The organism is Polaromonas sp. UC242_47, assembly GCF_044452385.1.
GTDB lineage: Bacteria > Pseudomonadota > Gammaproteobacteria > Burkholderiales > Burkholderiaceae_C > Polaromonas.
The window spans coordinates 1,123,622-1,148,062 of the sequence record NZ_JBIOAO010000001.1; the positions used below are offsets into that span (position 1 = coordinate 1,123,622).

At 63.2% G+C, this 24,441-nt stretch carries 18 protein-coding genes and 1 pseudogene; 7 read left to right on the forward strand and 12 right to left on the reverse strand.

The window, feature by feature from the left end:
* Positions 1 to 33: 33 nt before the first annotated feature.
* Entirely contained in the window at positions 34 to 333 is a 300-nt protein-coding gene (locus ACHMXK_RS05510) for a putative quinol monooxygenase (RefSeq protein ID WP_397438385.1), read from the forward strand.
* Positions 334 to 457: 124 nt separating this feature from the next.
* Positions 458 to 1,096: a hydrolase gene (locus tag ACHMXK_RS05515; protein WP_397438388.1), complete on the forward strand. Its 639-nt coding sequence runs from the start codon at positions 458 to 460 to the stop codon at positions 1,094 to 1,096.
* 4 nt (positions 1,097 to 1,100) lie between these two features.
* On the opposite strand, the gene ACHMXK_RS05520 is transcribed toward ACHMXK_RS05515, so the two are convergent.
* Positions 1,101 to 2,084, reverse strand: a complete 984-nt coding sequence (locus ACHMXK_RS05520) for a LysR family transcriptional regulator (RefSeq protein WP_397438389.1) — start codon at positions 2,082 to 2,084, stop codon at positions 1,101 to 1,103.
* Positions 2,085 to 2,404: 320 nt separating this feature from the next.
* Here ACHMXK_RS05520 and ACHMXK_RS05525 point away from each other — a divergent pair, with 320 nt between their 5' ends.
* A complete protein-coding gene (locus ACHMXK_RS05525; RefSeq protein ID WP_397438391.1) occupies positions 2,405 to 3,094 on the forward strand; it encodes an isochorismatase family protein in 690 nt (229 codons plus the stop codon).
* Positions 3,095 to 3,124: 30 nt separating this feature from the next.
* Here the strand turns inward: ACHMXK_RS05525 and ACHMXK_RS05530 are convergent, their stop codons facing one another.
* Positions 3,125 to 3,427 (reverse strand): hypothetical protein, encoded by a 303-nt coding sequence (locus ACHMXK_RS05530; protein ID WP_397438392.1) that lies wholly within the window; start codon positions 3,425 to 3,427, stop codon positions 3,125 to 3,127.
* A gap of 335 nt (positions 3,428 to 3,762) precedes the next feature.
* Here ACHMXK_RS05530 and ACHMXK_RS05535 point away from each other — a divergent pair, with 335 nt between their 5' ends.
* Positions 3,763 to 4,800 (forward strand): purine-nucleoside phosphorylase, encoded by a 1,038-nt coding sequence (locus ACHMXK_RS05535; RefSeq protein WP_397438394.1) that lies wholly within the window; start codon positions 3,763 to 3,765, stop codon positions 4,798 to 4,800.
* Between the two features lie 75 nt (positions 4,801 to 4,875).
* Entirely contained in the window at positions 4,876 to 6,168 is a 1,293-nt protein-coding gene (locus tag ACHMXK_RS05540; RefSeq protein WP_397438396.1) for an aspartate carbamoyltransferase, read from the forward strand.
* 10 nt (positions 6,169 to 6,178) lie between these two features.
* Here the strand turns inward: ACHMXK_RS05540 and ACHMXK_RS05545 are convergent, their stop codons facing one another.
* The 3 genes from ACHMXK_RS05545 to ACHMXK_RS05555 all read right to left on the reverse strand — a co-directional run bounded on the left by ACHMXK_RS05545 (position 6,179) and on the right by ACHMXK_RS05555 (position 9,463).
* A complete protein-coding gene (locus ACHMXK_RS05545; protein WP_397438398.1) occupies positions 6,179 to 6,859 on the reverse strand; it encodes a TIGR02117 family protein in 681 nt (226 codons plus the stop codon).
* Between the two features lie 5 nt (positions 6,860 to 6,864).
* Entirely contained in the window at positions 6,865 to 8,070 is a 1,206-nt protein-coding gene (locus ACHMXK_RS05550) for a Y-family DNA polymerase (protein WP_397442448.1), read from the reverse strand.
* Between the two features lie 100 nt (positions 8,071 to 8,170).
* Positions 8,171 to 9,463, reverse strand: coding sequence for an MFS family transporter (locus ACHMXK_RS05555; RefSeq protein ID WP_397438400.1), 1,293 nt, complete (start codon positions 9,461 to 9,463; stop codon positions 8,171 to 8,173).
* Positions 9,464 to 9,670: 207 nt separating this feature from the next.
* Between ACHMXK_RS05555 and ACHMXK_RS05560 the strand changes: the two genes are divergently transcribed.
* Positions 9,671 to 10,192: a GNAT family N-acetyltransferase gene (locus ACHMXK_RS05560; RefSeq protein WP_397438402.1), complete on the forward strand. Its 522-nt coding sequence runs from the start codon at positions 9,671 to 9,673 to the stop codon at positions 10,190 to 10,192.
* Positions 10,193 to 10,209: 17 nt separating this feature from the next.
* On the opposite strand, the gene ACHMXK_RS05565 is transcribed toward ACHMXK_RS05560, so the two are convergent.
* From ACHMXK_RS05565 to ACHMXK_RS05580, 4 genes are all read right to left on the reverse strand, one after another.
* Positions 10,210 to 11,358 carry an L-lactate dehydrogenase gene (locus ACHMXK_RS05565; protein ID WP_397438404.1) on the reverse strand — a complete coding sequence of 383 codons (1,149 nt, stop codon included), beginning with the start codon at positions 11,356 to 11,358 and terminating at the stop codon, positions 10,210 to 10,212.
* A gap of 84 nt (positions 11,359 to 11,442) precedes the next feature.
* Complete coding sequence (locus tag ACHMXK_RS05570; RefSeq protein ID WP_397438406.1) at positions 11,443 to 12,432, reverse strand: Bug family tripartite tricarboxylate transporter substrate binding protein; 990 nt, start codon at positions 12,430 to 12,432, stop codon at positions 11,443 to 11,445.
* Positions 12,433 to 12,484: 52 nt separating this feature from the next.
* On the reverse strand, positions 12,485 to 13,639 hold the full coding sequence (locus tag ACHMXK_RS05575) for a mandelate racemase/muconate lactonizing enzyme family protein (RefSeq protein ID WP_397438408.1): 1,155 nt from the start codon (positions 13,637 to 13,639) through the stop codon (positions 12,485 to 12,487).
* A gap of 122 nt (positions 13,640 to 13,761) precedes the next feature.
* Positions 13,762 to 14,649, reverse strand: coding sequence for a LysR family transcriptional regulator (locus ACHMXK_RS05580; protein WP_397438410.1), 888 nt, complete (start codon positions 14,647 to 14,649; stop codon positions 13,762 to 13,764).
* Between the two features lie 85 nt (positions 14,650 to 14,734).
* Here ACHMXK_RS05580 and ACHMXK_RS05585 point away from each other — a divergent pair, with 85 nt between their 5' ends.
* Complete coding sequence (locus ACHMXK_RS05585; protein ID WP_397438412.1) at positions 14,735 to 15,844, forward strand: hypothetical protein; 1,110 nt, start codon at positions 14,735 to 14,737, stop codon at positions 15,842 to 15,844.
* A 38-nt stretch (positions 15,845 to 15,882) separates the two neighbouring features.
* Here the strand turns inward: ACHMXK_RS05585 and pbpC are convergent.
* The 3 genes and pseudogenes from pbpC to ACHMXK_RS05600 all read right to left on the reverse strand — a co-directional run bounded on the left by pbpC (position 15,883) and on the right by ACHMXK_RS05600 (position 24,388).
* Positions 15,883 to 18,118: pseudogene (pbpC, locus tag ACHMXK_RS05590) on the reverse strand (penicillin-binding protein 1C).
* A 5-nt stretch (positions 18,119 to 18,123) separates the two neighbouring features.
* Complete coding sequence (locus ACHMXK_RS05595) at positions 18,124 to 18,438, reverse strand: hypothetical protein (protein WP_397438414.1); 315 nt, start codon at positions 18,436 to 18,438, stop codon at positions 18,124 to 18,126.
* A 13-nt stretch (positions 18,439 to 18,451) separates the two neighbouring features.
* Positions 18,452 to 24,388, reverse strand: a complete 5,937-nt coding sequence (locus ACHMXK_RS05600) for an alpha-2-macroglobulin family protein (RefSeq protein ID WP_397442450.1) — start codon at positions 24,386 to 24,388, stop codon at positions 18,452 to 18,454.
* Between the last annotated feature and the right edge of the window lie 53 nt (positions 24,389 to 24,441).

The window sequence follows — 24,441 nt, forward strand, 5'->3', positions numbered from 1 at the left end:
GTGTCGGTAGATTCTTTGTGAAAGGACGGCGTCATGAGTGATTTTTTCATTGGTGTTTCCCTGTACGCCAAGGACGGGCGCGAGGACGAATTGCGTGCCAGCCTGATTGCGGTGGTCGCGCCGTCGCGCCAGGATGAAGGCTGCCTGCGTTACGAGTTGTTTGCGGATCAGGCCGATCCGCGGCGCTTCATCTTCCTGGAGCACTGGGCGAGTGCCGAGGCGCAGCACAGGCATCACACACAAACCGAGCACATCCGCCACTTTGAAAAAGATGGCGGTGCGAGCGCCGTGGAGAAATATGAATATGTCTACACGCTCAATCGCATTGCCTGATGGGCAGGACATGCGCCGGCGTATCGCGTTCGGTCCGGTGGCGACACACATCCACCGGAAACCTGCCTGCGGGCAACAGCGGTGCTGCGCTTCAGCACATCTCAACTAATGTCAGGAGAACATCATGGCCAGTGAACCCATCCGAGACCCCGCCAAGGACAAATTGCTCACCCCCAAAAACGCGGCCTTTGTGATCATCGACTACCAGCCTGTCCAGGTGAACTCGATCGCCTCCATGGACAGGCAGCTGTTGGTCAACAACATCGTCGGCGCATCCAAGGCCGCCATGGCCTATGGCCTGCCCATCGTGCATTCCACCGTCAATGTCAAGTCAGGCCTCAACAAGCCGCCGATTCCGCAACTGAGGAAGGCGCTCGAAGGCGTGCCCACCTATGACCGCACCACCATCAACTCGTGGGAAGACGTGGAGTTTCGCGCGGCCGTGAAGGCCACGGGACGCAAGAAACTGATCATGACGGCGCTGTGGACCGAGGCCTGCCTGACCTTTCCCGCGCTCGACGCGATGGATGAGGGCTACGAGGTCTACGTCGTGGCCGATGCGGTGGGCGGTACCTCGGTCGCCGCACATGAAGCCGCACTGCGCCGCATCGAGCAGGCTGGCGGCAAGATGATCAGCGTGGTTCAACTGTTCTGCGAACTGCAACGCGACTGGGCACGCACGGAAACCGTGCCGGCCTTCATCAGCCTCTTCATCGAAACCGGCGGCACGGCGGGCATCCAGTTTTCCTACGACAAGGGCTGAACCCTCACGCGGCCTCAGGCACCGATGCCGCAAGGGCAGGCCCCGGGGCTGCTGGCCGGTCCCAGGGTGCTATCTCGCCGGCCCAGGCCTGTGCCAGCAGGTCGATGATGGTCCGCACTTTGGAGGGCAGGTTGCGCGATTGGGTGTACACCGCGTAAACGCTGTCGCTGGTGGGCACCAGACCGTCCAGCGCCAGTTCCACCAGCGCGCCCGAGCGCAACAGGCCATTGATGAGAAACGTCGGCAGAACGGTAATGCCCAGGCCGGCCAGGGCCGCCTGGACCATGGCTTCGCCGTTGTTCGTCACCACCCGCGCGTGGATGTTGGTGGCCACAATGCCGTCGCCGTATTCGTCAGAGGTTTCGTCTGTCTTGTGGAATTGCCAGACATGGCTGGAGGACACCAGGCCATAACCGATGCGGTCATGCGCCGCCAGTTCCGCAAGCGTGGTGGGCCGTTCTCTCGTGGCCAGGTAGCCGGGGCTGCAACACAAGACCCGCTTGCTGCGGGCGAGCCTGCGCGCGATGAGGTTCGAATCCGCCAGCACGCCAATGCGAATGGCCATGTCGTAACCGCCTTGCACCAGATCGACATGCCGGTCGTCCAGGTCCATATGCACGATCAGGTCCTTGCTTGCTCGAAAAAAAGGCATCAAGGCCGGCAAGACGTGGCGGTGGCCGAAACTCATCGGCAAGGCGAGCCTCACCGTGCCCTGCAAGCCACGGTGCGCCCCGCTGACCGATTGCGCGGCTTCATCGAGGTCTTGCATGATGGCCTTGCTGCGCTCGAAGAACTGCATGCCGCTGATGGTCGGGAGGGCATGCCTGGTTGAGCGTTGAAGGAGCGCCACACCGAGGCAGCTCTCCAGGTTGGTCACCCGTTTGCTGATGACGGACTTCGCGACATCCAGCCTCACGGCCGCCGCGCTGATGCTGCCGGTTTCCACGACAGCGACGAAGGCTTCAATATCTTCCAGTCGGTAACGCACAGCAGTCTCCTTTTTCGCATGTTGGCAGGCCATGGACCGAATCCGGTGCCAGGCCCGTGGTGTCCTCGCCCGCGTCTTCGAAGAATACCCATGTTTCGCGGACCCAGGCCACTTTGACACGCGTTGTGGCGCGTTGTTACTGTCAGCGCACATTGTTCGCAATTCGAGAACACGGTGTTCGCCGGCGGACGGCTACCTCAGCGCACGTAGGGCCAGCAGAATCTCCAGACTCTTAGAGCGAACGCGTGATGGTCGGTGCCGAGCACGAGAACCTGCCCGGACGTCTGATTTCCTTTCATCATTTTCACAGGAGCAATGCGATGAATAATTTCGCCAATGTGGCCAATTTCAATGGCCAGCGTCCCGTCATCGACCCCGACGACGCAGCCATGCTGCTGATTGATCACCAGAGCGGCCTGTTCCAGACCGTGAACGACATGCCCATGCCCAAACTGCGTGCCCACGCCGCCGCACTGGCCAAAATGGCAACGCTGTGCAAGATCCCGGTAATCACCACCGCGTCCGTGCCGCAAGGGCCGAATGGTCCGCTGATCCCGGAGATCCACGAGAACGCCCCGCATGCCAAATACGTGGCGCGCAAAGGTGAAATCAATGCCTGGGACAACGCGGACTTTGTCGCCGCGGTCAAGGCCACCGGCCGCAAGACGCTGATCATCGCCGGCACCATCACCAGCGTGTGTATGGCCTTTCCGGCGATCAGCGCGGTGGCCGAGGGTTACAAGGTGTTTGTGGTCGTCGACGCCTCGGGCACTTATTCGAAGATGGCGCAGGAAATCACGCTGGCGCGTGTTGTGCAGGCCGGCGTGGTGCCCATGGACACCGCAGCGGTGGCCTCGGAGTTGCAGAAGACCTGGCACCGCGACGATGCGTTGCAGTGGGCCGAGATATACACCAAAATTTTCCCGGAGTACCAGTTGCTGATCGAGAGTTACGCGAAGGCGCAGGCGGTGCTGAGCCAGGGCGAACAACTCGACTCGATGCGCAAGTGAGGCCGCGTGGCGAGGGGCTGCCCATCTGCATCAACGGATGAGATGCAGCCAGTCACACCTGAGACGCCCGGCCTCATGCGCGCGCAGGCGCCAAGCCACATACAGGCGCGGGGCCAGCATGCCCAGCAGACACAGCAGGCTGGCCCAGAGGTCGCCCAGCGCAAAAGTCGGCACCCAGCCGACCCAGCCCATGACCCACATCGTCAGGACGGCGTCCCAGGTGTGGTACTCCAGCGGGTGGGTGCGCCTGTGCGCCACTTGCCAAAGCTTGATGCGCTGCAAGGTGGCCAGGGTGAGGTGCCTGCTGGTCTGGGGTGTCGAAGGGTGGGCCATAAAACCTCCGTGCTGAGGATTCACTGTAAGTTTCGTGAAAGCTAAAGTCAACCTGGCCCCGGGCTTTATTTATGGCATGAGCTTCAATCCGGCATGTCGGGACGGATAGGATTTATTTGCTCATGTTTTTATAGCTGATCGCGCTTGTATTTATTGGGCTAGATGCCTGTTTGACTCATAACTAGAGGCGATGCCCGGCCAGGGCATTGGCATAAGGCTTGAGTCTCTCGTTGGGGTGGGCGAAGCTGTGTTGGGGGGACAATCGCCGGCAGGGGATTGTTGTCTCTTGGCAGGTGTGGTTGTTGCACCGGCTGTTTATTGGATGGAGAAAAAACATGTTTGATCGTTGCTGGAAAGGCGCCCGCTGGCTGGCGCTGTGTGGGCTGGTGGCCGTGGCCGCCGGTTGTGCCTCGGCGCCTGGTGCGCCTGATACGCGTGTGGCCCAGCCGGTGCAGGTCAAGGTGTTTGTGGCCGCGATGTTCGAGATCGGCCAGAACACCGGTGACCGTGCCGGCGAGTTTCAGCACTGGTATGAGCATTACTGGAAAGGCGCCACGCCTATCACGGTGCCGGGTGCCTTGAACCCGGTGTATTGCAACACCGACGGTGTTTGCGGCGCGGTACTGGGCATGGGCAAGGTCAACTCCTCGTCCTCCATGCAGGCGATTTTGTTAAACCCGGCCTTTGATTTTTCCAAGGCCTATTACGTGTTGTCGGGTGTGGGCGGCACGCCGCCTGCACGCGGCACCATAGGCGACGTGAGCTGGGCCAGCTGGCTGGTGGACTACGACCTGGGCCACCGCTGGGCGCCCGAAGAAAACAAGGCCGGCGAGCCGACCTTCATGCCGCGCAAGGGTTACGAGGACTACCGCCGCTTTCAGATCAACCCGGCGCTGCTGGGCTGGGCCATGAAACTCACGGCCGACACGCCGCTCAAGGACTCTGACGGCGCACGCCAGTACCGGCAGCGTTATCCCGATGCAGCCGCGCGCCGCGCGCCTGCCGTCGGCACCGGCACCCACATGACGGGCGACACTTTTTTCCATGGCCCCGGCATGTCCAAACAGGCGCAGTACATCGCCAAACTTTATGGCGCCGACGACTACACCATCACCGAGATGGAAGCGGCGGCCATCACCCTGGTGATCAAACGCACGCATGGCACCGAGCGTGTGATGAGCTTGCGCGGCGCCGTCAATTTCGACCAGGGCAACCCGAAAGAAACAACGCTGCAGCACCTGGACCCGGCGCCAGGCGAAACCGCCGGCGGTTTTGCCGAGACCGTGGACAACATCGCGGCGGTGGGCTCGCGCCTGGTGAACCACATCGTGACGAACTGGCCGCAGTGGCAGGGCGGCGTGCCCAAGCCCTGAAATTGTTCTTTTTGAGGTGTACGCAATGCGTAAATCCTCAAAGAAATAAGCGGCTCATGGCGTATACTTTTGCCCATGAGCCAGCAACAAGACCTCCTGCGCGACGCCATGCGCCGCCTCAACCTCACCCGCGACGCCTTCTCCGAACGGCTGGGTGTTCGCCGCCGCGCATTGGACACCTGGCTGCTGCCGGACGACTCGGGCGAGTCGCGGGCCATGCCGGAGATGGTGGGCAAATTTGTCGCCGAAATCCTGCAACGCGAGGCCCTGGGTGCGGTGGTGGCCGGGGGCGCGGCCGATGACCGCAGCATAGGCCAGCGTATCGCGGCCGAAGGCAAGCCGCATCTGTTATCGGTCGCGCAGTTTGACCGCGGCAGCCTGGAAGACCTGTTCCAGGTGGCCGACATCATGCAGCCCATCGCGCGGCGTCAGAAGGTCACACGTATTCTCGAAGGTGCCGTGCTCGGCAGCCTTTTTTTCGAGGCCAGCACCCGCACACGGGTGAGCTTCGGCGCGGCCTTTTGCCGTCTCGGTGGCACGGTCTGCGACACCACGGGTTTTACCTTCTCGTCCATGGCCAAGGGCGAGTCGATTTACGACACCAGCCGTGTGATGAGCGGTTATGTGGATGCGCTGGTGGTGCGCCATCCCGATCAGGGTTCGGTGGCCGAGTTTGCGCGGGCCACCAACATCCCGGTGATCAATGCGGGCGATGGCCCGGGCGAACATCCCAGCCAGGCCATCCTGGACCTTTACACCATACAGCGCGAGTTCTCGCGCATGGGCAAGCTGGTTGACGGCACCCATGTGGCCATCGTCGGCGATTTGAAATACGGCCGCACGGTGCATTCGCTGATCCGGCTGCTGGCGCTCTACCGCAACCTGAAGTTCACGCTGATTGCGCCGCCCTCGCTGGAAATGCCGCCTTATTTGCTGGAACTGGTGGCACGCCACGGCCATGTGATCGAGCAGACCCAGTCGCTCGAAGAAGGCCTGCGCGGCGCGGACGTGGTGTATGCCACCCGCATCCAGAAAGAACGCTTCGCGGGCGAGGAGATCGAGGGCTACACGCCCGAGTTCCAGGTACGCAAGTCCTTGGTCGATGCGGTCTGCAAGCCCGACACCATCCTGATGCACCCGCTGCCGCGCGACGGCCGGCCGGGCGCGAACGACCTGAGTGTGGACCTGAACCACGACCCCCGGCTGGCGATCTTCCGCCAGACCGACAACGGCATCCCGGTGCGCATGGCGCTGTTCGCGGTGCTGATGGGGGTGGAGAAACAGGTGGCGCGTTCCATGCGCGACGCCGGCTGGCGCTCGCCCGCACACATCGGGCCGGACGACGCGGACTTCGACGGGCTCGACTGAGCCTCAGTGCTCAGGGCGTGGCCGGCTGCAGGTGCCACACGACGTTGAAGTCAAACGGCGTCCAGCGGCTCACCGTAACACCCGCTTGCCGCAGGCCACGCCCGGTCAAGGTGTTGCAGGTCTCGAAGAGGTTGTAGCCGCCTTCGGCTTCGTAAAAAGCATCGTTGTCGCCGTAATGCGCACCGGCGATGGGTATGGCCTGGCCTGAAGGCAAGGCCGCGCGCACGTAGTCGACGAGTTGCGCGTACTGGGTCTGCGAGAGCGGCAGCTTGTAAGCCCCGTTTTGCAACTGCCCGCGCTGCAGGTAACTCACGTGGATCAGCGCGCGCTTGCCGCCCAGCAGCGCACCGGCGGCACGCGAGGCTGTGAGATCGGCCCAGGTGGGCGTGTTCAGGTAAAACTCGCGGTCACCCCAGCCGATGGCGATGAACTCGGCGTCCGGCGGCACGGCCCGAAAGTCCGCGAGTGGAAAAAGCTGCCGCCAATCAATGCTGGCCGAGTGGATCGGAAACACCAAATCGGTATGCACGCCGTTGCTCAGCACCCAGGCTTGCACCGTGGGGGTTTCGGTGGACGGCCTGGCATGGGCCGGCCAGAACATCAGCGCGCAGGCCACGGCCAGATACAGGCCCATGAGCAGCACCAAGCCCAGCAGCGTGAAGGCGATACGTTTGAGCCAGCGCTGGATCATGGCGCTCAGAACAGCGACGGCGTTCTGTTTGCTATTGAATCAGTAGCTGCTTGCGAACGACTGGATCGGGCTGGAGCCGTATTTGACTCTAAAGTCTCGGCGCTGCCCAGTTTGGTCAGGGCGCTGGCGCGCACGCCCAGCAGGCGCAGCGGCCGCGCCAGCGGCACCCGTTTGAGGCACTGGCCGGCGATTTTTCGGATGTTGGCAGCGTCGGCCGTGTAGTGCGGCTCCGTCTGGTCGCGTGTCGCAATCTTGAAATCGTCATAACGCAGCTTGATGCCTATGGTTTTGGCAACGTAGCCCTTGCGTTGCAGGTCTTCCGCGAGTCGGCTGCACAGGTCGGTGAAGATCGCGCCCAGCGCCGCCTTGTCACGCACCGCATGCAGGTCACGCTCGAAGGTGGTTTCGCGGCTCATGCTGACGGGTTCGCTTTCCGTCACCACAGGGCTGTCGTCGCGGCCCCAGGCGACTTCATGCATCCAGGCGCCGGTGGCCTTGCCGAAGTTGGCCACCAGCCATTGTGGGTCTTGCGCGGCCAGCTCGCCTATGGTGTGCACATGCAGACCGGCCAGTTTTTCCCCGGCCTTGGGGCCTATGCCGTTGATCTTGCGCACATTGAGCGGCCAGATTTTCGTCTGCAGGTCGGCCTCATGAACAATCGAAATGCCATTGGGTTTGTTGAACTCGCTGGCCATCTTGGCCAGCAGTTTGTTGGGCGCCACGCCGATGGAGCAGGTCAGGCCGGTTTTTTCAAGAATGCTTTTCTGGATCAGCCGCGCCAACACGCGCCCGCCTTCACGCTGGCCGCCGGGCACCTCGGTGAAGTCGATATAGACCTCGTCCACCCCGCGGTCCTGCATCAGTGGCGCAATCTCGGTGATGCTGGATTTGAAGAGGCACGAGTAGCGCCGCACTTCTTCAAAATCGACCGGCAGCACGATGGCCTGCGGACACAGCTTGGCGGCTTTCATCATGCCCATGGCCGAACCCACGCCAAACTGCCGCGCCGCATAGGTGGCCGTGGTGATGACGCCGCGGCCCACATAGTCTTTCAGCAGCGGAAACTCTGCGATGGGGATGAAACGCGGCTGGCGCTCAGGGTCGGCCAGCAGGGCTTCATCAACCTTGCGGCGTCCGCCGCCTATGACCACCGCCAGACCCTTGAGCTGCGGATAGCGCAAGAGCTCAACCGACGCGAAAAAAGCGTCCATGTCGAGGTGGGCGATGCGGCGGATTTTCGAGGGACGGGAAGAGGAAGGAGCGCTCACCCGTCAAGCATAACGTTGAACAGATGCCGGCGCCGCCGCGCGCTCAATGCTCGTGCTGCAGGTAACGCGCCTCGCGCGGCAGGCGGAAGGCCACGAAGAAGGCGATCACCATCATGCCGGTGACGTACCAGTAAAACGCCTGCTCATGGCCCAGGGACTTCAGGCCCAGCGCCACGTATTCGGCCGAACCACCAAATATCGCATTGGCCACGGCATAGGCCAGGCCGACACCCAGGGCGCGCACTTCGGACGGAAACATCTCGGCTTTGACCAGGCCGCTGATGGAGGTGTAAAAACTCACGATGGCCAGGGCCAGGATGATCAGCAAAAAAGCCACGAAGGGATTGGTCACGCTTTGCAAGGTCATCAGGATGGGGACGGTGCACAAGGCGCCCAGGCCGCCAAACCACAACATGGAGGCGCGCCGGCCAATCCGGTCGGACAACATGCCGAAGAAGGGCTGTATCAGCATGTAGACAAACAGTGCGAAGGTCATGATGCCGCTGGCGGTTTTGACCGACATGCCGGCCGAGTTGACCAGGTACTTCTGCATGTAGGTGGTGAAGGTATAGAAAATCAGCGAACCGCCGGCGGTGTAACCGAGCACGGTGAAAAACGCCGCTTTGTGGTGTTTGAACAGGCTGGCCAGGCTGCCGGCTTCCTTGTTGGAACGCGAGGCGGCGGTGGTGGTTTCTTCCAGCGAGCGGCGCAGGAACAGGGCGATCACGGCGGCCATGGCGCCGATCACAAAAGGAATGCGCCAGCCCCAGGCGCGCAGTTCGGCCTCGGTCAGCACAAACTGCAGGATCACCACCACCAGCACGGCCAGCAGTTGGCCACCAATCAGCGTGACGTACTGGAAGGAGGAGAAAAAGCCGCGCTGGCCTTGCAGCGCCACTTCGCTCATGTAGGTGGCGGTGGTGCCGTATTCACCACCGACAGACAGGCCCTGGAACAGGCGGGCCAGCAGCAGCAGCGCGGGGGCCCAGGCGCCTATGCTGGCGTAAGTCGGCAGGCAGGCGATGACCAGCGAGCCGGCGCACATCATGGTCACCGAGATCAGCATGGAGTTTTTGCGGCCGTGTTTGTCGGCAATCCGGCCAAACAGCCAGCCGCCAATCGGTCGCATCAAAAAGCCGGCGGCAAACACGCCGGCGGTGTTCAGCAGTTGGGTGGTGGGATCGCTGGAGGGGAAGAAGGCCGGCGCGAAATAGATGGCGCAAAAGGCATACACATAGAAGTCAAACCATTCCACCAAGTTGCCGGAGGAGGCGCCCACGATGGCGAAGATCCGTTTGCGGCGCTCTTCCGCGCTGTAAAGAGGTGCGGTGCTCATGGCAAGACCTTGTTGGTGCATTCCGGCCATGTTGGCGTGGTCTGCAGCGGCGGCCCAAGAGAAGCCGTGCCCAGCGTCCTCAACATGCTCCGCGAGTCAGGATTACGGAAGAATGCTTTTTTATTAAAGGGTTAACCATTATGCACTTGGCAAAAATTGGGATCAAATGCAGGTGTCGACGCCACTGAAACCACCGGAGTTTGTCCCGTGCCCGTTGAAGACCGTCTCATCATTCGTTCAGAAAAAGCGGCCGATGCCCGGGCGATTTTCAGTCTGACGGCGGCGGCTTTTCTGGGTCATCCGCACAGCCAGCAGACCGAGCACTTGATTGTGGATGCCTTGCGCGAGGCCGGCGTGTTGAGCCTGTCGCTGGTCGCGGAACAAAAGGGTGCGCTGGTGGGCCATGTGGCGTTGTCGCCGGTGGGTATCGCCGATGGCAGCCCCGAGTGGTACGGCCTGGGGCCGGTGTCGGTGTTGCCCGCCTGCCAGGGCCGAGGCGTGGGCACGGCCTTGATTGCCGAAGGTTTGGCGAGGCTACAGGCTGCCGGCGCGCTCGGCTGTGTGGTGCTGGGGGAGCCGGCCTATTACGGCCGCTTCGGTTTTACCCATCAGCCGGGGCTGGTGCTGGACGGTGTACCGCCTGATTATTTTTTGGCTCAGCCGTTTGGCGCACACCTGGCCCAGGGCGTGGTGCATTACCACGCGGCCTTCGCGGCGCGCCGCCCGTAGTTCAGCCTTGACCGGGTTTAAAACGTGCCCGGCAGCAGGATGCGTTTGTCCACCGTGTTGATGTTGGTATGACCGCAAAACGCCATGGTCAGGTCCAGCTCCTTGTGAATGATCTGCAGCGCCTTGCTCACGCCTTCTTCGCCCATGGCGCCCAGGCCATAGAGGAAAGAGCGGCCGATGTAGGTGCCCTGGGCGCCCAGCGCACGCGCCTTGAGCACGTCCTGACCGCTGCGTATGCCGCCGTCCATGTGAACCTCGATCTGGCTGCCGACCGCGTCCACAATCTGCGGCAGGGCGCGTATCGAGGACTCGGCGCCGTCGAGCTGGCGCCCGCCGTGGTTGGACACAATCAGCGCGTCGGCGCCCGAGTCGACTGCCAGCCTGGCGTCTTCCACGTCCTGGATGCCCTTGAGGATCAGCTTGCCGCCCCAGCGTTTCTTGATCCACTCGACATCGCCCCAGTTCAGGGCCGGGTCAAACTGCTTGGCTGTCCATTCCGCCAGCGAACCCATGTTTTCCACGCCCTTGACGTGGCCAACGATGTTGCCGAACTGGCGGCGCGGCGTGCCCAACATGCCCAAACACCAGCGCGGCTTGGTCATCAGGTTCAGGATGTTGGCGACCGTCAATTTGGGCGGGGCCGACAGACCGTTTTTGAGGTCTTTGTGGCGCTGGCCCAGGATTTGCAAATCCAGCGTCAGCACCAGGGCCGAGCAATTGGCGGCCTTGGCGCGATCTATCAGGCTTTCGATGAAGGCGCGGTCCTTCATTACATACAACTGGAACCAGAAGGGGTGGCGGTCCGTGGCCGTGGACACGTCTTCGATCGAGCAGATGCTCATGGTCGACAGCGTGAACGGGATGCCGAATTTTTTGGCGGCACGTGCGCCGTGGATTTCTCCGTCAGCATGTTGCATGCCGGTCAGGCCGGTGGGCGCAATGGCGACCGGCATGGCCACGTTCTGGCCAATCATCTGGGTGGCGGTGCTGCGGTTCTCCATGTTGACCGCCACGCGCTGGCGCAGCTTGATGGTCTGGAAATCGCTTTCGTTGGCGCGGTAGGTGCTTTCTGTCCACGCGCCGGAGTCGGCATAGTCGTAGAACATGCGGGGCACGCGTTTTTGCGCGAGAACGCGCAGGTCTTCAATGGTGGTGATCACGGGCATGGGTGGGCTTTCTCCTCAGGGCGTCATCCTAACGAGTTTGCCCTGGTGCAGTTTGAAAAAATTTGGGAGCGCTCGGAAATTTGCTCAGTCGGCGGTGATTTTCTGCTCGCGCACGACCTTGCCCCATTGCGCCGATTCACGCGGGATGTCGGCGGCCAGCGGCCCGGCGGCCATAAAAGCCGGCACCGCGCCTTGCAGGGCGGCGGCCTGCGCCATGTCGGGGGCGGCCATCACGCTGCGGGTGGCCTCGCTGAGGCGCTCCACAATCGCCGCCGGCGTGCCGGCGGGGGCCAGCAGATACAGGCGCGGCGCGGCGTCAAAACCGGGCAAGGCATCCGCCAGCGGCGCGATGTCTTCGCCACCGGCCAGCTTCACGGGGTTCATGATGGCGATCGCACGCAGCTTGCCGGCCTTGGCCTGGGCAATGGCCAGGGTGGCGCTGACCACACCGATGGGCACTTGTTTACCCATGACGTCGGATGCGATTTGCGCCGCGCCGCGGTAGGGAATATGCACCACGTAAGCGCCGGTCTGGCCCTTGAGCATTTCAAAGCCCAGGTGGTGCACCGTGCCCACGCCGGAAGTCGCATACGAATATTTGCCCGGGTTGGCCTTGAGCAGCGCGACAAACTCCTTGGGCGTCTTCGCCGGAAAGTCATTGCCGGTGACGATCACCAGCGGCAAGGTGAAGAGGCCCGCCACCGGCGTGAAACTCTTGACCGGATCAAAACTCATGCGCGGTTGCAGGTATTGCGCGATCAGCAGCGAGCTGTCGCCCAGCATCAGGGTGTAACCATCCGGGGTGGCCCTGGCCGCCGCGTCGCCGGCGATCAGGCCGGCAGCGCCGGCGCGGTTTTCCACCACAATCTGCTGGCCCAGAATGGCCGACAGGCGTGGCGCCAGCAGGCGCGCCATCGCATCCACACCGCCGCCGGCCGAATAACCGACCAGCAGGCGTATGGGTTTGTTCGGGTAAGCCTGGGCCTGGGCGGCGCCGCTGGCCAGGGTGACGAGGGCGGCCAGGCCGGCCAACACAGCACTGCGGCGGCGCAGGGTGAAAAACGCGTGGGTCATGGTTGTCTCCAATTATTTTTGATAGCGATGCGGCTCTAGCGGCCTTTCAGAATCAGGCCTTGCCGATGCCGCGTGACAGCGGTCGCTGGGCCAGTTCGGCAATCCGTTCGCGGTTGGGCACAAAACCCAGGCCCGGTGTTTCGGGCAAGGTTAGCACCCCGGCTTCCGGCTCGGGCAGACCGTCGAACACCAGCTTGCAACATTCCACAGCGACCGAGTGGTATTCCACCAGCGAGCCATTGGCCAGCCCGGCATGCAGATGCATGTTGTGGTGTGGCCAGGCGCCGCCGTTGGCAAAGCGGGTGTTGAAGGCCGCCGCCATGCCGGCGATGCGCAGGCACTGCGTGAAACCGCCGCTGATACAGGCGTTGGGCTGCACCACATCGACCGCCTGGGCGACCAGCATGTCGCGGAAACGGCTGGCCAGGCCTTCGTTTTGACCGGCCGCCAACGGGATGGAGGTTTTGGCGCGTAATTTGGCCAGGTTGGGGATGTCGTTGTGCGACACCGGCTCTTCGAAGAAGCTGATGCCATACGGCTCGACACGTTGCGCCAGCGACAGGGCATGGAAGTAGTCCAGGCTGCAGTTGGCGTCGATGTAGATCTGCACGTCGGGCCCGACCGCTTCGCGCACCGCGCGTATACGTTGTACGTCTTCGGTTATCACCTCGTCCAGCGGCCGTGGTTCGTCGCGGCGCTGCAGGCCGTGGTGGCCAACCGTCATTTTCAGGCGCTTGAAGCCGCGTGCCACCCAGCTCTTGGCGGCCTCGGCCAGTTCCTCGCGGTCAAAAAACGCGAAGCCGAAGGTGGCGTAGACCGGCACCTGGTGGCGCGCGCCGCCCAGCAGGCGCCAGCAGGGCTGGTTCAGTGCCTTGCCTTTCAAGTCCCACAAGGCCAGGTCCAGCGCGGCCATGGCATGGCTGCCATAACCGGACTGGCCGCGCGGTGTGAGCAGCCAGTAGAGCTTGTCCCAGAGTTGTTCGTGGCGCATCGGGTCCAGCCCGATCAGGTGCGGCGCGGCGATGTCGTTGACGATGCTGCCAATCACTTCTTCTTCGGTGATGGCCGTCATGCCGGTGCCAATCAGGCCGGTGTCGGTTTCGATGTCGACCAGGCAGACCGAGAGCGAGGTGGTTTTGGTGCGGCCTGAAATGCTGACCGATACCGGCAGGTTCAGCGGTGTGGCGCTGACGCGTGTGATCTTCATGGTGTCTCCGTGGCCGTGCGTGGCCCTGTTGGGGTATGCCGACCAGTCTAGAAAGGCCCTGCTTGAGCGGCAAGCATGCCGGCTGAAGGCGGCTTTCGCGGATGGCGAAAGCTCGTACCTGTCTAAGCCGTGAGCGCCGTCATCAGCGTGCGGGTGGCGGGCGAGGGCGCAACGCCGCTGCGCGTGGCGAGCCGGTGTGTGCGCCTGGCCCAGGGATCGCTCAGTCGCACGGCTTTCAGCGGCAAAAAAGCCAGTTGCGGCGCCACCGCCTCCAGCGGCAACACGCCCACGCCCAGCCCGGCCGCGACCATGCGACAGACCGCGTCGAAACCGCGCATGCGCATGCGGATGTGGATCGGTTTGCCGACTTCCGCCGCCGAGGCCATCAGCCGGTTGGACAGCGCGGTGCCGTCCGACAGGGTGATGAAGTCCTCGTCCAGCAGGTCTTTCAGTGCCACCCGTTTGGCGTTGGCCAGACGGTGGCTGGCCGGCGTGACCAGCACCAGCGTGTCGCTGAAAAAATCCGCCAAGGTGATGCCCTGGGGCGCATGGGCCAGGTCCACAACGCCCAGGTCGGCACGGCCTTCAAGCAGCGCCAGCGGAATGTCGGGGCTGCCGCGTTCTTCCAGGTCTATGCGTATCAGCGGGTGGGTGCGGGCAAAGGTCTCCAGCAGACCAGGCAACACTTCCAGCAGGGCCGAAGAATTGGCCAGCACCCGCACATGGCCTTGCAGGCCGTGGCTGTAGTCGTGCAGGTCCATGGCCAGCCGGTCGGCGCCGGTCAGCAGTTCGCGGCTGCGCTGTACCAGCATATGGCCGGCCGGCGTCAGTTGCACGCCGCGCGGTGAACGTTCGAACACGCGAAAACCCAGCGTGTCTTCCAGGGACGTGATACGCACGCTGGCGGCGGCCACCGCCAGTTGCAGGCGGTCGCTGGCCGCGCTGATGGAGCCCAGGTCGGCCGCGGTGACAACCACGCGCAGGGTGATGAGGTCAATCGGTGTGTTCATGCTGTGATTGTGCGGTGCGAGCGATTTGCACGAAACTCGGTGTGAAGGAATTAGCATAGGCATGCACCATTCCAGGAATTTTTTCATGCCAGACGTCATTCCTTCCACGCCACCGACCCTGAAACGTGTCATCAACGCCTGGGGCACGCCCACGCCTTATGGCGTCTCGCGCAGCGACGCTGCCGTGGCTGACGCCGTGGCTCAGATGCTGCAGCGCCACGTGGTGGTGGCCGATTTGCAGGCGCTTGTGGGGCGCGAATTGGCTGCCTGGAGCGGCGCCGAGTCGGCCTGTGTCACGCATTGCGGCGCAGCGGCCGTCACGTTGGCTGTGGCTGCTTGCATGGCGGGCGCCGATGCCGGGCGTGTGGCGCAATTGCCCGACAGCACGGACATGCGCCGCCGCGTGGTGATGTTGGCTGCCCAGCAGGTGCATTACGGCCAGGCCATTACCCAGGCCGTGCGCTTGGCGGGTGCCCAAGCCGTGCCGTGCGAAACGCCGACTGACATGGCCGTAGAACTGGCGCTCGGCACCGCATGCTGCGTGCTGGCTGTCGAGTCGCATCTGGCCGCCGGCTCGGGGCCTGCCACCACAGGCGAACTGCTGGCGTTGGCGCGTGCGGCTGGCGTGCCCTTGCTGCTGGATGCCGCCGCTCAGGACTGGCGCGTGCAAGAACTGGTTGCTGGTGGTGCTGATTTGCTGTTGCTGAGCGGGCAAAAATACCTGCGCAGCCCCACGGCCGGCTTGGTGCTGGGCCGTGCGGACCTGGTCGCGGCGCTGGATGCGCAGCACGGCGGCATAGGCCGGGGCATGAAACCAACGAAGGAGGCGCTGGCGGGCGTGCTGGCAGCGCTAAGGCTGCGTGACAATGTGCCGGCCGCTGACTGGCGTGCGGCCCAGCAACGCAAGGTCGAGGTGGTGGCTGCGTCAGCAGGCGGATGGCCGGGCGTGACCGTGCAACGTACACCTGACCCCCAAGGTAATGGTTTCGATCGGCTGTCGCTCCTGATCGATGCGGCGGTGACTGGCGTGGACGCGGCGCGTGTGCTGGCGCTGCTGCGCGGCGGTGATCCGGTTGTGGCTGTCGCGCCGCACCGCGTGGCACAGGGCCGCATTGGCCTTGAATTGACCGCTGTCGATGACGGGGAGCTGCCGGAGTTATGCGCGCTGCTGGCGGCCGTCCTGAACGTTAACTGAGAGATCGGGCATCAAGGGGCTTGCGCTCCGGCGAGGGCTCAGCGTTTGTCAGGCTTCACACCCGCGCCGCGCACTTCGAGCCGGATTTCATCCAGCACCTTGCCGCCGGCATCCACCAGTTGCACCACATGTTTGCCCGGCCAGGGCAGCCACTGCGTTTGCGCGCCGCGTGCCAAAGGTTTGCCGTCCATCAACCAGCGCAGGTTGCTGCCTTGGGCGCTGAAGCTCACGCGCTGGTGGCTGGGCGGGATGTCCGGGTCCAACGCGATGATGGTGCCGGAGGCGGGGGCGGTGATACGTGCCGGCGTGTCAGGCACTGGCACCGCATTCCTTGAGCTTTTTAGAGCTGTAGCCCTTTCAGGACGGCCGCTATCAGCTCCTGAATTAATAGCGAACAGGGTTTGCTCCGTGCCCCGGATAAACCACTCCTGGCGCGCCGCTTCCAGCGGTGCGCCGGCCTGCGTGCCGAAGCGGATGGCGTTTTGCAGCACGCCGGCGGGCGGCGTGGGCGCGCGGCTGGGCTCCAGCTTGTGCAGGTGATTCATCAGCGCGGCCCAGATGGGCGCGGCGCCGCTGGTGCCGCTGACGTCCCACATGGGCGCACCGCTGGCGTTGCCGACCCCAGACGCCAACGCTGTAACGCTGGGAGTAGCCGACGGCCCAGTTGTCGCGCATGTCCTTGCTGGTGCCGGTTTTCACTGCGCTCCAGAAACGCGTGGCCAACACGCTGTCGGTGCCGAAGGTGCGGGCGCGCGCCAGCGGGTCGGCCAGGATGTCGGTGACGATGAAGGCCGCACGCGCATCGATGGCCGGGGTGAACACGGGTTTGGTGTTTCGGCTGAGCGAGGTGGGGCTGAAACGTCCGCCATTGGCCAGCGTGCGGTAGGTGTTGGTCAGCGCCAGCAACGACACCTCGCTGCTGCCCAGCGCCAGGCTGTAGCCGTAGTAGTCGCCCGATTCTTTCAAAGGCAAACCGGCCGCCTTGAGTTGCTTGTGAAAAGCATCGGGCGAGACCATGACCAGGGTGCGCACGGCCGGCACATTGAGCGAGGCGCCGAGTGCCGTGCGTGCCGAGACCATGCCCTTGAACTGGCGGTCGTAGTTTTGCGGAATGTAGAGCCCGCCCGCAGTCTGGATTTGCGAGGACGAGTCTTCCAGCAAGGAGGCGGCGGTGATGCGTCGCTCGGCAATCGCCTGCGCGTACAAAAACGGTTTGAGCGTGGAGCCCGGCTGGCGCAGCGCCAGCACCCCATCCACTTCGGTCGCAGCACTGAGTTCGCCCGAGGAACCGACCCAGGCCAACACCTCGCCGGTGGCGTTGTCCAGCACAACGATGGCACCGTCTTCGACATGGCGGCCGCGCAACTCGCGCAGATGCTGATTCAGGGTTTGCACCGCAAAACGTTGCAGGGGTGCACGCACGGTGGAGGGCAAGGTGGCTGCTTTGCCCGTTGGCCCCACCGATGCATTGCGCAGCAGTTGCCGCGCCAGGTGCGGCGCCACGCCTTCGGTGGCGTCGAAGGCCTTGCGCTGCAGGACGGCGCTGGCAAACATGTCCAGGCCTTCGCAGTCGGCCTTGGCCGGGGTTTGCATGATTTTGAGCACACCGCAGGCGCGTTGTGTGACCTGTGCCACCTTGGCATTCGGTGCGCGCACCAGCGCAGCGGCCACCGCAGCTTCACGTTCATCCAGCCCGTGCGCGGCCTTGCCGAACAAGGTGCGGCTCAACGCGTCAATGCCGACGATCTCGCCGCGAAACGGCACGAGGTTGAGGTAAGCCTCCAAAATCTGGTCCTTGCGCCAGCGCGCCTCCAGCACCTGGGCGGATACCGTCTGTCCAATTTTTTGCGTGATGCTGCGGCCACCGGCACTGGCGCGCCAGTCTTCGTCCAGCAGCCCAGCCAGTTGCATGCTGAGGGTGGAGGCGCCGCGGGTTTTGGTGTTCCACAAATTGCCCCAGGCCGCAGCCGAGACGGCCCGCCAATCGACGCCGCTGTGTTCGTAAAAACGTTTGTCCTCACTCAGCACCAGCGCCGTGCGCAGCGCCGGCGACACATCGGCCAGCGCCACCCACTGGCCACGCCGCACCTTGGCATCGGTGCGCAGGCGCTGGATGACTTCGCCGTTGCGATCGAGGATCAGCGTGTCGGAGGGGCGAAATTCGCGTTTTACTTCATCAAATGTGGTGGCAGCCGACACCGCCTGTGCCTGGGCAGCCATGAACAGGGCGGCCAGCAGCAGAGGCTTCAGGGCGATGCCACGGGGAAATTTCATAAGGCTCAAGGGGGTTGAATGGCGAGGTGAAAAGACAGCCAGGTCGCGCCTAGACCCAGCGCCACCAGCGTGCTGATCACCGCGCCCAGGAGGGTCAGGACTCTTTCCTTGCCCCGTGTGTTCTTCACGCCTATCCACTGAAGCGGCGCCGCCACAAGTTGGCTTCCGAGCAGCCAGAAGATGGCGTGAAAAAAGCAGGTGATCTGGTCCCAGCCCCGGCAGTTGATGGCGCCGCCATAAGCTTGGGCGCTGAAGAAACTCATGCCGACGCCGAGGACGGCTATCACCTGGCCGATGCGGCCTATGCGCCGGGTGTTCATGGTGTGACCGCCTTCATTTCGCCGCCTCCACCTTGATCCGCGCATTCGGCGCTTCGCCAAACATCTCCGGCGCATAAAGCGCTTCCACCCGGCTGGGTGGCAAGGCGAAGTCGCCGACGTTGTTCAGGCGCACGGTGTATTCCATCTTCACCACACCTTTGGGCAGGTAGTCGTAATAACTGCGGAAGGCCTCAAAGCTGCGCTCCTCAAACGCCGGCCAGCCTGCGCCGGTTTTTTTCTCGCCGCTGGTGGCGATTTCGGAATCGCGTCCCAGGCCGCTGCCCAGGATGGTGGCGCCGCCGGGCACCGGGTCGGTGATCGCCACCCAGGTCATGTCGGCCGAGGCGTTGACTTCCAGCGTGATGCGAATCACATCGCCGCGGGTGTAGATGCCCTTCACGGCCTGCTCCACCGGGGTGATGGATTTCTTGATCTGGTAACCGGCGTTAAACGGCGCTTTCAACTGGACGGCCGCAATCGACTGCAAGGTCAGCCACGGTTTGCCTGTGCCCTGCTGTGTCACCGTCAGCGTTTCCTTGCCCGCACTGGTCCACGGCAAAAATAGGCTGTTGTTGCGCAGGTTGCCGGGGGTGGCCGGTGCACCGAAGAAAGTCGTCTGATTCGGTGCACCCGCGGCGTCCGTTGCTTTGATGCGTTCCACCTTGTTCCAGTCCACGCTGGCCGAGGCCGCGGCGAGTGTGGCTTTGGTCACGCCGGCCACCGGTGTGGCTTCAAATTTGGCCGAGAACTTGTCCAGCGCCAGACCGCCCCAAAGGTTGGCCGTGGTGGTGTGCCAGGCGCCTTTTTGCTGGCGGCCGATAAAACCGTTGGCCAGGCGGCCCATGTCGTCTTTCCAGGCTGGGTCATCCATCACCGCCAGCATCAGGCGTGCGGTGTTGACATCGCCGTTGACCATCAGCCACCACCAGTAATCGTCTTTTTCGGTACTGAACACCAGCTTGGTGCCCTGGAAGGACAGGCGCGAACGCAGCACCTGATTCGCTTCCGCCATGCGCTCCTCGCGCTTGGGCACATCGGCCACACGCTTGAGGATGCTCAGCCAGTCGATCACGGCATTTGTCGGCCACTGATTCGGCGCAATCGTGATGCTGCCCAGCATGCGGCCCTGGGCCTTGCCGTAACGCGACAGGGCTTCTATGGCGGCCAGCTTGCGCACGTCCAGGTCCTTGCGCGGGCTCCAGAACTCGCGCTGAATGCGGCCTTCCACAAACGCGATCAGGCCGCGCTCCATGGGCGCACGCACCTCATCCGGCAGGGCAAACGCCGGGTTAATGCCGGCCGCTTCATGCGTGGCGGCCAGCAAATAGGCCGTCAGTGCATCGCTGCCGCGTGAAGCCTCGCCGTCACGCGGTGGGAAGTAGTTGGCCAGGCCGTCGCTGTCCAGGTAAGTCGGGATCTGGCTGATGACGCTTTGCCAGAGTTTGCCGTCGCGCAGGCCCACCGCTTTGCTGGTTTTTTGCTCCAGACAGGCAAACGGGTAGTTGGCCCACCAGTCACGCACGCCGTCCAAACCTTCGGCCAGTTTGGGTTGCAGCGACATTTTCAGACCACCACGGCCGGGCAGGGCATCGGCAGACGGGTTCACGTCGAGGGTGAAGGAACCATCAACCTGCACCAGCGTGGCCTGCTGCACCGTCAGCGGCACGGCGGGGATGATGCGCTGGCGCGCCTTGAGACCGTCGCGTGCACCGGTCATCGTGTCCTTGGCCTCAATCTCCCACAGGATGGCTTCGGCACGGGTCAGCGCCAGTTGCGCCGGTGCGGTGACCATCCAGGCCACTTCACGTGCTTCGCCGGCGGGAATATCCACGGTCTGTGGTTTCAAGTCGAGCAGCGTGGCGCGCGGGCTGACCTCGACCTTCATTGCAGCCTTGGTCGTGTTGCGCAAGGTGAGCTGGGCGCGGAACTGGTCGTCCTCACGTACCAGCGGCGGCAGGCCGCTGATGATCTGCAGGTCCTGCGTCGCCTTGATCGACGTCTGGCCGGTGCCGAAGATGCTGGTGCCGCTATCGGCCACGGCCACAATCTTGAAGGTGGTCAAGGCATCATTCAGCGGCACGGTCACCACGGCCTGGCCGTTGGCATCCAACATCACCTTGGGGTTCCACAGCAGCAGGGTGTCCAGCAACTCGCGTGTGTTGCTGCGTCCGCCGCCACCGCCGGCCGGCACGGCTTTGCGCCCGTAGTGCCGGCGGCCAATGATTTCCATTTGTGCGGTCGAGGTTTCCACGCCCCAGGCGCGGCGCTGCAGCATGGCATCCAGCAGGTTCCAGCTGTCGTTGGGCATCAGCTCCAGCAAGGCCTGGTCGACCGCGGCCAGCGCGACTTCGGCATTGGCGGCCGGTTGGCCGTTGGGCAGTTTGACGGTGATGGTGACCTTGGCTTGGCCACGCACCGGGTAACTTTCCTTGTCGGCTTTCACGCTCACATCGAGCCGGTGCGCTTTGGTACCGACACGGATTTCGGCCAGGCCCAGGCGGAAGGCGGGTTTGCTCAGGTCCACCAGCGCAGTCGGCGCCACATATTCGCGGCCCTCGTACCAGAAGGAGGTCCACCATTCGCGCGGCGCCTTGTAGCCCCAGGTAAAAAAGCTGTACCAGGGCACTTCACGCAGGCGGCCGCGCAGGGCCAGCACACTCACATACACATTCGGGCCCCAGCCGTCCTTGATCTTGAGATTGATGGTCGGGTCCTGGCCGTTGAGCTGCACCACCTGGGTCTCGATGATGCCTTCACGTTCAATCGCCACCAAGGCGGTGGCAAAACGGAAGGGCATACGCACCTGGAATTTGGCGGTTTCGCCGGGCTGGTAGCTTTTCTTTTCAGGCAAGACGTCCATGCGGTCATGGTCTTCGCCGCCAAACCAGAGTTCGCCCTGCTTGGTGACATAGACCGAGCTGGCGGCCTGGATGCTGTTGCCGTCCTTGTCTTTGGCCGTGACTATCAGTTCGACCTCACCCGGCTCACCAAGTTTGGTTTCGCACAACAACAGGCCACGCGAATCACTCTTGCCGCTGCAGACGCTGCCGAGGTCTTTGGTCTCGGTCTTGTTGTCGTAGGTATAAAAGCCGCCCACCATGCGTTTGCGGCTGGTGGTGACGATGCGCGCCACGGCTTTCACGTCGAGGGACACATCGGCCGCGGGTTTGCCACTCAAATCAAGCGCCAGGGCCTGGAACTTGATCTTCTGGCTGCTGGAGACCCAGCCTTCGGTCTTGATGCCGGCGACCACGGCGGCGGGCCACAAGGTGGAGACGCTGCGTATGGTTTGCACCTCGCCATTCGGGTCGGCGTAGGTCGCTTCCAGCAACAACTCCTGCGGCTGTTTGGCGACGGGCACATCGGGGATGCTGACTTTGCCGGCCCCGTTTTTATCGAGCGTGAGCGGCAGCTTGTCGGCGATCACGCGCTGGTCTTGTGCTGAGGTGTTTTCTTCTTCGCCTTCGGTGCTTTCGCCGCGTTTGGCCCGTGGCGGCGAAAAACTGAATTCTTCGTAATCGTTGTAGTTCAGGGTTTTGCCACGCACCAGCGCCGACACACGTACCGGCAGGTTGACGGCGCCGCCGCCGGCAACGTAGTTGATCTGCACCTCGGTGGGCACCGCTTTCACGTTGACCAGGGCTTTTTTCTCCGTCGGCTGGATACGGCCTTCGAGCACCGGCAGGCGGAACTCCTCGACGCGGAACTGTCCGCTGCTGAAGTTTCGCGATCGCGCGTCGCTGCCCTTGAGTTGCACCTCGTAAACGCCGAGTTTGGCGGCGGGCGGGATGGCAAAGGTGTTTTCTGCGCTCTGGCCGCCGCTGGCGGTCTTGCGCCAACTGATCGCCTGGGTAAATTGCTGGCCACTGCCCACGTGTGTCACGATCAGCGTGGCAGGGACAGCCTCTGGCAGGCCAAAACCTTGGCTGGTCTCGGTGCGCAGAATATGTTTCATGGACACGGTTTCACCGGCGCGCAGCAGTGTGCGGTCAAAAATCGTGTGCGCCCGTTCGTCGGGCCGCGGGTCGCGGCTGGTCGGCACGTTAAAGCGCCAGGGTTCGATCCCTTTGTGCCAGTCGCTCCAGGTGAAGGCCAGGTCTTCCTCGGCCCCCACGCTTTTCGCTTCGCGTAATACGCTGCCCCCCGAAGGGGCTGTGCTTGCTTGGGGCGGCCCTGCGCTGCGCACACGCGCACTCACAAAATAGGCATGGCGGTAGTCGTCACCGGAACAGCGAGGGGGGTCGGACGCCAGGCCGCTGAAATTCGCAATGCCTTGTGCATTGGTGACGGCCTTGGCCAACTCGGTGCCGCTGCAACTGGAGATACGCACGGTGGCGCCGGCCACCGGCGTGCCTTTGTCCAGAGTGGTGACCCAGGCCAGCGAGTTCTCGCGGCCCAGCTTGAAATGCACACCCAGGTTGGTGACCAGGGCGGAGGTGCGTACATACATGGTCCGGTTGACGCCGTAACGCTCGTCTAGCAGGGAACTGCCGAGTTTTTTCGAGGCGATCTCCACCACGTGAAATCCTGGTGACAGTGGAATGCCGACCACTTCAAACGGGCGTGGATCGCCGCTGACAGGCTGGGGCAGGTCCAGTGTTTTCACGCCGGCCTGGCCGGCCAGCAGTGACAACATGCGTGATTGCACATAGTCCTTGTCCTGTTTGTCGAGGGCGCTCGGCAGCGTGCCCTTGATCTCGGCCGCCGCCATCTTTCGGGACACCTGGTAGTCGTCATAACGCTGCACCTTGCGGAACCAGGCAATGATGTCGGCGTCGGTTTTGGGTTGCAGGTCGCTGACCTTGCCGGCTGCGGCAGGTGTCAGCCCTTTGACCTGCAGCGCAGTTTCCACATTGCGCAGGGTGACCGGCAGCAGGGCCGGGTCGCCGGGTTTGGTGTTGGGTTCGGCAAAACGTTCGACTATGCCAAAGGGTGAGGCAGCAAACTTGGCCAGTGGCGGCATGGCACCGGTCGCAACTTTCAATGGAAAACTGTCGGCATTGCGCAGCGTGCGGCCCGAGGCGTCCTTGAAATCCCTGGGCAGTTCCAGGACGTAGGGCGTGGATTCCGCAAACATCGGTTTGAAGCTGATGTTGCTGACCACGTCCGAGGCGTCGCCGCTTTCGGCATCAAACACCGGCTTGAGCGTGTCCGAGCCTGATTTCAGGCGGATCGCTTCCGCCAGCTTGCGCGGCACAGGCGCGTTGAAGTTCAAACTCATGGGCCGAATCGGCAGGCAGGCGGACTGGGCGTTTTCGCGCTCGCAGTTGAAACTGGCCGAAAACGGCTCGCGCACCTGGAAGTTGTAGCGTTTTTCCACCGAGTTGGGCACACCGCTGGGCGTGCTCACACCTTTGCCATACACCAGTTGCAGCTTGCTGGCAGGTGTCAGACGCCGGTTGCAGGCCAGGGTGGCGAAACGCAGCGGGTCTTTGGCCGCGGCCTTGTCCAGGTTTTGCGACTTGAGCAGCGCCTCGCGTTCCAGCCCTTCAATCAGCTTGACCGGGACACGTTCGCCCAGGTCTTCGAGCGCGCACCAGACATTGTCCTTGAGGCTTTGCAGGGTGGCCGGGCCATTGAGCTGCAGCAGAAAATACTGTTCCTCATCAATACGCTGGTAAGTACCGGGACGCAGGTTCTGGATAAAGGGGCCACCGGTGTTGAACTTGTAGCTGGTGTTGCCGGCCAGGGGCTGGCTTTTGGGGGACTTGAAGGTGGGCACCGCATTCAGTGAGCACCTCACGCCGGGTGGCAAGTCGTTTTCAAATTCAAACGCCCATTCGCGTTCGCTGATCCAGCGGCCCGAGCCTTTGGTGGCCTGGGCATCGCTGCAACTGAGGTTGAGCGGGGCAGGGGCTTTGGGGTCACCAAAGTTGACGGCGGCCTCATCAAACTTGGCCACGACCTGCCGCACGCGGGCGACTTCGCCCTGGGGCGACACACTGATCATTTGCAAGGCCTGCGCCTGCAAGGCGCTGGCGGCAATCAGGACGGCGATTGTTT

Bases quoted from the DNA above. Each gene is read 5' to 3' on its own strand.
- ACHMXK_RS05600 (WP_397442450.1), bottom strand. From the start codon at position 24,388: ATGATCAGTGTGTCGCCCCAGGGCGAAGTCGCCCGCGTGCGGCAGGTC.
- ACHMXK_RS05575 (WP_397438408.1), bottom strand. From the start codon at position 13,639: ATGAAGATCACACGCGTCAGCGCCACACCGCTGAACCTGCCGGTATCG.
- ACHMXK_RS05525 (WP_397438391.1), top strand. From the start codon at position 2,405: ATGAATAATTTCGCCAATGTGGCCAATTTCAATGGCCAGCGTCCCGTC.
- ACHMXK_RS05565 (WP_397438404.1), bottom strand. From the start codon at position 11,358: ATGCCCGTGATCACCACCATTGAAGACCTGCGCGTTCTCGCGCAAAAA.
- ACHMXK_RS05510 (WP_397438385.1), top strand. From the start codon at position 34: ATGAGTGATTTTTTCATTGGTGTTTCCCTGTACGCCAAGGACGGGCGC.
- ACHMXK_RS05540 (WP_397438396.1), top strand. From the start codon at position 4,876: ATGAGCCAGCAACAAGACCTCCTGCGCGACGCCATGCGCCGCCTCAAC.
- ACHMXK_RS05535 (WP_397438394.1), top strand. From the start codon at position 3,763: ATGTTTGATCGTTGCTGGAAAGGCGCCCGCTGGCTGGCGCTGTGTGGG.
- ACHMXK_RS05515 (WP_397438388.1), top strand. From the start codon at position 458: ATGGCCAGTGAACCCATCCGAGACCCCGCCAAGGACAAATTGCTCACC.
- ACHMXK_RS05555 (WP_397438400.1), bottom strand. From the start codon at position 9,463: ATGAGCACCGCACCTCTTTACAGCGCGGAAGAGCGCCGCAAACGGATC.
- ACHMXK_RS05595 (WP_397438414.1), bottom strand. From the start codon at position 18,438: ATGAACACCCGGCGCATAGGCCGCATCGGCCAGGTGATAGCCGTCCTC.
- ACHMXK_RS05570 (WP_397438406.1), bottom strand. From the start codon at position 12,432: ATGACCCACGCGTTTTTCACCCTGCGCCGCCGCAGTGCTGTGTTGGCC.
- ACHMXK_RS05550 (WP_397442448.1), bottom strand. From the start codon at position 8,070: ATGGACGCTTTTTTCGCGTCGGTTGAGCTCTTGCGCTATCCGCAGCTC.
- ACHMXK_RS05530 (WP_397438392.1), bottom strand. From the start codon at position 3,427: ATGGCCCACCCTTCGACACCCCAGACCAGCAGGCACCTCACCCTGGCC.
- ACHMXK_RS05580 (WP_397438410.1), bottom strand. From the start codon at position 14,649: ATGAACACACCGATTGACCTCATCACCCTGCGCGTGGTTGTCACCGCG.
- ACHMXK_RS05545 (WP_397438398.1), bottom strand. From the start codon at position 6,859: ATGATCCAGCGCTGGCTCAAACGTATCGCCTTCACGCTGCTGGGCTTG.
- ACHMXK_RS05585 (WP_397438412.1), top strand. From the start codon at position 14,735: ATGCCAGACGTCATTCCTTCCACGCCACCGACCCTGAAACGTGTCATC.